Genomic DNA, 7,062 nt, shown 5'->3' with positions numbered 1-7,062 from the left:
GCCCCGAACCCTCTCCTGAGAATCGCCGCAACCCCGAAACCCAAAACGAGATCCGCAACCCTCCCTCCGACCCCTTCTCCCCTCCCGACCGGCGCACCGCACCGCGCACCGACGAGCGCACCGCGCCCGACCGCTCCGCCCCGAAACCCTCAACCGGGCCGATCGACCGCCCGATCGAACCGACTCGGGACCTGGAGCAAGGGTCTTGATCCTCGCTGACCGCCCTCGATGGCTGCTCGACTCGAATTGCACTCCCGATCACCCGATCCGGAGGGGATCGGCGTCTGCACGCATCGAACATGCCAGGCTCATGCGATCCTCTTGAAATCGTGGTACGATCCGCCCGTGGGTTCTGAGGGGCCCCGAACCGGACACCCCGACCTCGCCGCGATGGCCTTGCACCCGCCTACGATCAGGAGATCTCCGTGACCAGACTCCACCCCTTCCGACTCCTCTTGCTGTTCGCCCTGCCCCTGCTGATGGCTCCTGCCCTCCGCGCCGATGACGAGAACGAGAACGAACCGGTCGAACCGACGACCGCCACCGGAATCGTCTTCCACGACCGCGACGGCGACGGCCTCCGCGGTGACGACGAGGAAGGCATCCCCGACATCAAGGTGTCCAACGGCCGCGAGATCGTCAAAACTGACTCCGACGGCCGCTATCAGCTGCCGATCGACGACGACACAATCCTCTTCGTCCTCAAGCCACGAGGCTGGATGACCCCGCTGAACGAGGACAACCTGCCGCAGTTCTTCTACATCCACAAGCCGGCCGGTTCCCCCGAGTCACGCTTCCCCGGCGTCGCGCCGACCGGTCCTCTGCCCGACTCGGTTGACTTCGCCCTGCACCCCCAGGCCGAGCCCGACGTCTTCCGCGCCCTTTTCTTCGGCGACACGCAGCCGAGGGACATCAAGGAAGTCGAATACATCGCCCACGACATCATCGAGCCCATTCTTGCCGAGGGGACGAACGCCTCCTTCGGCGTCACCCTCGGCGACATTGTCTTCGACGACCTCTCGGTGATGGAACCCTTGAACCAGGCGATCGCCCTGATCGGCATCCCCTGGTACAACGTCATCGGCAACCACGACACCAACCAGGACGCGCCGAACGACGAACTTTCCGACGAAACCTTTGAACGCATCTACGGCCCTTCGTACTACTCGTTCGACCACGGGCCGGTCCACTTCATGGTGCTCGACGACATCAGTTGGTTCGTCCCCGAGGACGGCGGCCGAGGCCGCTACACGGGCGGATTCGGCGAGCGGCAGATGGAGTTCATCCGCAACGACCTGGCCATGATTCCCGAGGATCAGCTCGTCGTGCTGATGATGCACATCCCCCTGGTCAACGTCGAGGACCGTCACGAGCTGTACCGCCTGATCGAACAGCGGCCGTTTACCCTGTCCGTCTCGGCTCACACCCACTATCAGGAACACATTTTCATTGGAAAAGACGACGACTTCCACGGCGCCGAGCCACACCACCACGTCATCAACGTGACCGCTTGTGGCAGTTGGTGGAGTGGTGCTCCAAACGAGTTCGGCATTCCTCATACGACGATGCGAGACGGTGCCCCGAACGGCTACTCGATCTTCACCTTCGACGGCCAGAACTACGACATCGAGTTCCGCGCCGCCCGCCGCCCTGCCAGCCACCAGATGACCATCTTCGCTCCCGAGGAGCTTGCCTCGTCCGAGGCCGGTTCGACCGAGGTCCTCGTCAACGTCTTCGCCGGCTCGGAGCGCTCGACCGTCGAGATGTCCTTCGGCGACAGCGGGACCTGGACGACCCTCGAACGTGCCGCTACCGAAGACCCCTACTACGTCCGGATGAAGGCCCTTGAAGAGAGCGACACCCCTCCCCCCGGCCGCAAACTGCCGAACGTCATCACATCGTCCCACATCTGGCGTGGCACCCTTCCCTCCGACCCCCCTCCCGGCACCCACGCCCTCCGCGTCCGGACCACCGATCAGTTTGGGAAAACCTACGAAGACCTCCGCTCGATCCGCATCCGCTAATCCTTCCCTCTCCCTCTCTCCCCGGGGGGGCCTCCTCATCCGGACCGCCCCCCTTCGGCTCAATTTCTCTCCCCTTTCCTCCTGAAACTCCCTTGAACCCTCCCCCCCAAACCCGTAAGATTGAACTTCTTCACACATGCCATGCCTCTCTAGCTCAATCGGCAGAGCAGCTGACTCTTAATCAGCGGGTTGAAGGTTCGAGTCCTTCGGGAGGCACTTGTGACACCGGCCGACTCATCCCGACCCGAGGCGTCTAAACCCGCCTCGGGTTTCTCTTTGCGCCGATCGTCCAGCGCACTATTCATATCGAGGGTTGCGACGGTATCCGACTCGGGCCGACTCGATCCGTCCCCTTCGGTGGGCAAATAGTGGGCAAGGTGTTCGCTGATAGGTTGCCCATTCGTCCCCGTCGCACGGGCTGAATCACGCTCGGGGGGCTCGGGTCGGATCGAGGGAATCGATCGGGCGGCCTGCTCCAGATCGACCGTCCGGGGCCTCGTGTAGCGTCCGGTCAGTTCCAGGGTCGAATGCCGCATGAGGCGTTGGACGACTCGGGGCGAGACGCCAGCCGCATCGGCCAGGGTGGCACACTGGCACCGCAAGGCGTGGAAGTCGAACACGAGGCCCGAGGCGTCCCGGTATTTGATCCCGGCGGCTTCCAGGTCGATCCGGAGCATCGCAGCCCCTTTGTCTGGTAGGGGGAATGCGGGGGCCTCGGGTGCGATTGTCTCCAGATGCGGGGCCAGGTCTTCGGCCAGGTCGTGGGGCAAGGGCAGCGTGGCCGGTTCCCCGTTCTTGGTGTAGGCGGCGGCCACCGTCACCGTGGGAGATTTGGAGTCCAGGTCGAACGAACCGGGCGTGATGCTGGCCAGTTCCGAGAACCGTAGGCCCGTCGCGACCGCCAGCCGATAGCAGAGGGCGCGGGCCGGGCCGGTCATCTTCCGATACGATTCTCCACGGTGGGCGGATTCGATCAGCTTGCGGAGTTCTTCGACCGAGAGCGTTCGTCGATCGTGCCGACGATCGGCGGCCTCGGAGAACTTGCTCATCCCGGCAAGGGGGTTGTCCAGGCTCCGCCCGTCCCGATGCAACCATCGGGAGAATTGCCGGATTGCCGTCAGGTGGGCATTCAGCGTCCGGGCCGACCGGTTCTCCGCCTTCAACTCCCCGAGGGCGATCATGACCGTCGACGGTGCCACCTCGGAAATGGAGCGGATCGCCCCCCATTCGATGATCCGGCTCGCGTAGGTTCGCGTCTGGCGAACATGCTTCGGATCACCCCCTTTCGCGGTCAGGGCCGCGATGAAGTCGTCCAGGTGACCGAGGATCGGCCGACGCTCCGCGACAGCCAAGCGTTCGGCCTTCGGGTCGATCAGTCCGGCGCGTTGCCGGGCGGCCTTCGACTCAGCCTCCCTGGCCATTTCCTCGGTCATCCGACGATCCGGGCATCCCTTCGCTTCCCGCTTCACCCCGTCGGCATCGGTGTAGCGGAAATACCAGACCTTGCCGCGCTTCCTGAACGATGCCATCGGTCGCTTCCCTCCGCGTTTGTCGCTTGCTGGCGCAAGCAGACGTTGCTTGTCGTGATTGTACGGTCATTGACGGGATGGCTCAATACGTTTGTTCACAAGAGGTCTGATCGTCGCGGGAGGTCATCGGCAGATCCTCGGACGCTGGGAGAGGATCGCCCGTGGAGTCCGTGGAAGCCGTGGAGTCCCCTTTAAGGGGCATGGCTTTCACGGGATGGCTTCCACGGGGGCGCGTGTCGGGAGGGTCATCCGGGGCGACGACGGACAGGGCGGAATCGCCGGTTGGAGCAGTGTCGGCCCGTGGAGTCCGATCCGTGGTATCCACGTCCCCTAAAGGTTCCTCCACGGCTTCCACGGCTTCCACGGGGGTTCCCGAGGCTCGCATCGTCCAGATGCGGGCATCGTCCGGCCCGGAATGGAGCGCATCGAGGCCGGAGGGCATGGCGGCCTCGTTCGCCCGTTCCGCCTCCCGGATGGCCTCGGGCGACGGGGGCCAGGGCGTTTCGGGGAGTCGGAAGAAATACGGGCCGTTGAACCCGGCTCGCTTCGATTCTCCTCCGAGGCGTTTCTTGAGGATCGTCTCGCGCCACCATTTCACGCGCCCGAGGACTTGCTTGTTCAGTTCGTCACCGATCAGCTCGGGGCCTGGCTCGGGGAAGGCCCGACCGATCGCCTCGTCGCCTTCCCTCGCGCAGGTGATGGAACTCGCCGGCCCGTCCTTCAACCGTTCGCGGAGCCAATCGGCGGCGCGGTCGATCTCGCCTTGATTCTTCGCCTTGCCGGATCGGGTGGCGGACTGCAAGAGGTCGTCGGCGGAGATGTCGACAGGCCCCGACCAGTTCAGGCGGAAGAGCTGGCGTCCGAGTTCGTCGCGGTCGGCCTCGCTCAGGTGGTCGGATTCGGCCAGGATCGCGGCCACCCGATCGGAAGGGGGAGATTCCAGGGTCCACCCGATCGACGAAGGCCGGGGGACGTTCAGGTTCCACTTGAACGGGGCCAGCACGCGCCGGGAGTCGTCTGTGGGGTCGCTGGCGATGGCGAAGCAGGCGCGGGGGACGTTGACGTAGGCGATCGAGACGCCGACCCGGCTGGCGACCGTCTTCGCCTCGTCCTTGTTCAGGTGCTTGACGGTCAGGATCGTCACCCCGCGATCGTTCGCCAGCTTGGCCAGCGGTTCGAGGATCGAGCGTAGTTCCGCGTCGTGATGGTCCCGGATTCCCGCCGCGCCGATGTATCCGGTGATCGGGTCGATGATGACCAGCTTCACCTCGGGCCGACGTGCCAGGTGGGCATCGAGCGGCGCCAGTTGGGCCAGGGAGAACGGACCCGGCTTCCCCTTCGCGTCCTTCACCCCGTCGAGCGTGTGGACCCGCCGCACGTCGGCATCATTGGCGAGCAATCGCGGCTTGATGGTGTCGGCCGAGCCGTCCTCGCAACCCAGCAAGAGCACGTCGCAGGCCGGGGGCGGATCGTAGTCCAGGCCGAGGGTCGGGCGGCCTTGCGTCAGATCCGCGACGAGGGCCGACCAGAACATCCCCTTGCCGGCCCCGCCGAGCCCGGCGGCCGTGACCAGCTTCCCCTTCGGGAGCACCCGGGGGACGAGGAACTTGACCGGCTCGGCCTTGATGTCGGCCATGCAGGTCGTGAGCAATTCGGGTTGGGCGCCCTCGTCGCCGAGTTCGAGGGGCGTCCCGTCCTGCAAGCGGAGATCCGATTTGTGGATGCGGACCTCCGCCTCGCCTTCCTCACCGGGCCGGAAGACGACGGTGGCCCAATCCCCCTCGTCGGCGAGCACGAATCCATAATTCGGCTCACCAGGGCGATCGACCGCCATGACGCACTGGTCCACTTCGAGGCGCTGATAGGCGACCGTTGGGCCATCCGATTGCCCGGTGCTCTCGCCCTCCCGACCCGAATCCGATCCCTCCCGATCGGGCCTCGGGGCGTTCAGGAGCTTGCAGGACGGGCTTGGATGGTTCTTCGCCGCGTCGGCCAGCTTGTGGCGCAACTGCTTCTCCGACTCGGGCGGCCTGGCCTTCGCCCCGTTCCACTCCGCGAAGATCGGATAGGCGTCGGCCTCGGACAGTCCGAACCCATCGACGAGCACGCAGGCGACGTGATACAGCCGTCCGTGTCCGTTCTCCCCTTCGACTGCGTCGGGGAAGCCGGGGGCGAAGATGTAGGCTCGGGCACGATCCGCCGCGCCGGTCCCGGCGGTCATGCTCCAGACGTTCGATTCCCGATCAGCGGGCGACGGGGCCTCCGACGCCAGCGCTTCGAGCAATTCCCGGGGGACGACGTGAAAATCTCCCCGGCTCGTCGGGCCTTCCAAAACAGCGGTCCACCGATGGGGCCGGTTCGGCGTCGAGTCCCCCTTGCGAGCCATCGAGCCATACAGCTTGATGACGCGGGCCGGGTTGGACAACTTCGCGTCGATCTGGACCCGATCATCGGAGAATCGCGCGTCGGCGGCCTTCAAGGCCCGAGCGATGAGGCCCCCGTCATCGCTCGGCAGATCGACCCGGTAGCGCAAGTGATAGCCGTTGCCGCTATCGGCCAGGATCGGCTCGGGCCATCCCCGGGCGGTCAACCCGTCGCGGAGGGCGATGATCCGATCCCGGGCGCGGGCCTTCTCCTCGTCGGTGCTCGAAATCCCCGAGGGCGAGCGCCTCGGGTCGGCATCGAAGACGAGGCCGATTCGGTGGAGCACATGCTCATCGGCGGCCGTCGTCTTGGGCTTCCGCTTCACCCGATTGCTGGCCAGGGCGAGCATGTCGGGCACGAGGGGGTTGATCGTGACATACACTCCCTCCGCCTTCGGGGTCCAGGCAAGCGCGACCTTGGCCAACGGGTCGAGGTGGTCCGAATCGAAGTACCCGGCCACGGTGAACGCGGGATAGTTCGGATTATCGATCACCCCGAGCACCCGCAATTCGATGATGCTGCCGGGCTCGACCAGCGGGCGGAGCCAGGCCGCGACGTTCTCGGGGGACGGCTCGGCGACGTGAAGGGGCGGAGTGTTCATGAGCCACCCCCTTCGATCCATTTGCGGATTGTCTCCGGCGCCCACAATGGCATCCGGCCGACCACGCGATCGGGCTTCGGGAATCGGCCGGCGGATCGCAGGCGTTCCAGGGTCCGACGGCTCACCCCGAGGGCCTCGGCCAGTTCATCCAGGCGATAGGCCAGGCGTCCGACGGCGGGCTCGTGCGGCCCCGTGGGGGCCTTCTGCGGTTCGGGGCGTCCCATCATCGCACCCCCCGGCCGTCGGCCTCGTCGGAGGGGGCGTAGGGCTGCAAGCGAGGCTGGACGATCGACTCCGCGCCGATGCGGACGACGTAGCCAAGTCGAGCCAGTTCCTTTTGGGCGTCAGCGGCGGCGGCCAGGTCGCTACGGTCCATCGCGTCAGCCAGCCGGGCGAAGAGGCCGGCGGCCTTGAAGGTCCGATCCGAGACGGGCGAATCGGCAAGCCTGTGCGTCTTCATGTCGTATGTCCTCGGGTCGGGCCG

4 protein-coding genes, 1 tRNA gene and 2 pseudogenes are annotated in these 7,062 nt (G+C 65.9%); 3 read left to right on the top strand and 4 right to left on the bottom strand.

All coding sequences use genetic code 11. From position 1 onward, the window contains the following. The 3 genes and pseudogenes from HG800_RS26245 to HG800_RS26235 all read left to right on the top strand — a co-directional run. Positions 1-209 (top strand): annotated as a pseudogene (locus HG800_RS26245) (hypothetical protein); the annotation flags it as partial. A gap of 216 nt (positions 210-425) precedes the next feature. Continuing rightward, the gene (locus HG800_RS26240) at positions 426-2,024 is read left to right on the top strand and encodes a calcineurin-like phosphoesterase family protein (RefSeq protein WP_315852115.1); all 1,599 of its coding nucleotides are present in this window, start codon (positions 426-428) and stop codon (positions 2,022-2,024) included. Between the two features lie 143 nt (positions 2,025-2,167). Beyond that, positions 2,168-2,240: transfer RNA gene (locus HG800_RS26235), tRNA-Lys, on the top strand. Between the two features lie 335 nt (positions 2,241-2,575). Here the strand turns inward: HG800_RS26235 and HG800_RS28570 are convergent. The 4 genes and pseudogenes from HG800_RS28570 to HG800_RS26215 all read right to left on the bottom strand — a co-directional run. Further along, positions 2,576-3,073, bottom strand: a pseudogene (locus HG800_RS28570) (tyrosine-type recombinase/integrase); the annotation flags it as partial. Between the two features lie 562 nt (positions 3,074-3,635). After that, positions 3,636-6,578 (bottom strand): AAA family ATPase, encoded by a 2,943-nt coding sequence (locus HG800_RS26225; RefSeq protein ID WP_169981228.1) that lies wholly within the window; start codon positions 6,576-6,578, stop codon positions 3,636-3,638. Next, positions 6,575-6,805 (bottom strand): helix-turn-helix transcriptional regulator, encoded by a 231-nt coding sequence (locus HG800_RS26220; protein WP_169981226.1) that lies wholly within the window; start codon positions 6,803-6,805, stop codon positions 6,575-6,577. Before HG800_RS26220 ends, HG800_RS26225 begins: the two co-directional genes overlap by 4 nt. Beyond that, positions 6,802-7,038 carry a hypothetical protein gene (locus HG800_RS26215; RefSeq protein ID WP_169981224.1) on the bottom strand — a complete coding sequence of 79 codons (237 nt, stop codon included), beginning with the start codon at positions 7,036-7,038 and terminating at the stop codon, positions 6,802-6,804. Before HG800_RS26215 ends, HG800_RS26220 begins: the two co-directional genes overlap by 4 nt. Between the last annotated feature and the right edge of the window lie 24 nt (positions 7,039-7,062).

Source organism: Tautonia rosea, assembly GCF_012958305.1.
Taxonomy (GTDB): domain Bacteria; phylum Planctomycetota; class Planctomycetia; order Isosphaerales; family Isosphaeraceae; genus Tautonia; species Tautonia rosea.
This window is presented reverse-complemented; position numbering and strand designations above follow the sequence as displayed.

What these genes read in the sequence shown, in the direction of transcription:
- HG800_RS26220 (WP_169981226.1), bottom strand. Translation starts at nt 6,805, where the DNA reads ATGATGGGACGCCCCGAACCGCAGAAGGCCCCCACGGGGCCGCACGAG.
- HG800_RS26215 (WP_169981224.1), bottom strand. Translation starts at nt 7,038, where the DNA reads ATGAAGACGCACAGGCTTGCCGATTCGCCCGTCTCGGATCGGACCTTC.
- HG800_RS26225 (WP_169981228.1), bottom strand. Translation starts at nt 6,578, where the DNA reads ATGAACACTCCGCCCCTTCACGTCGCCGAGCCGTCCCCCGAGAACGTC.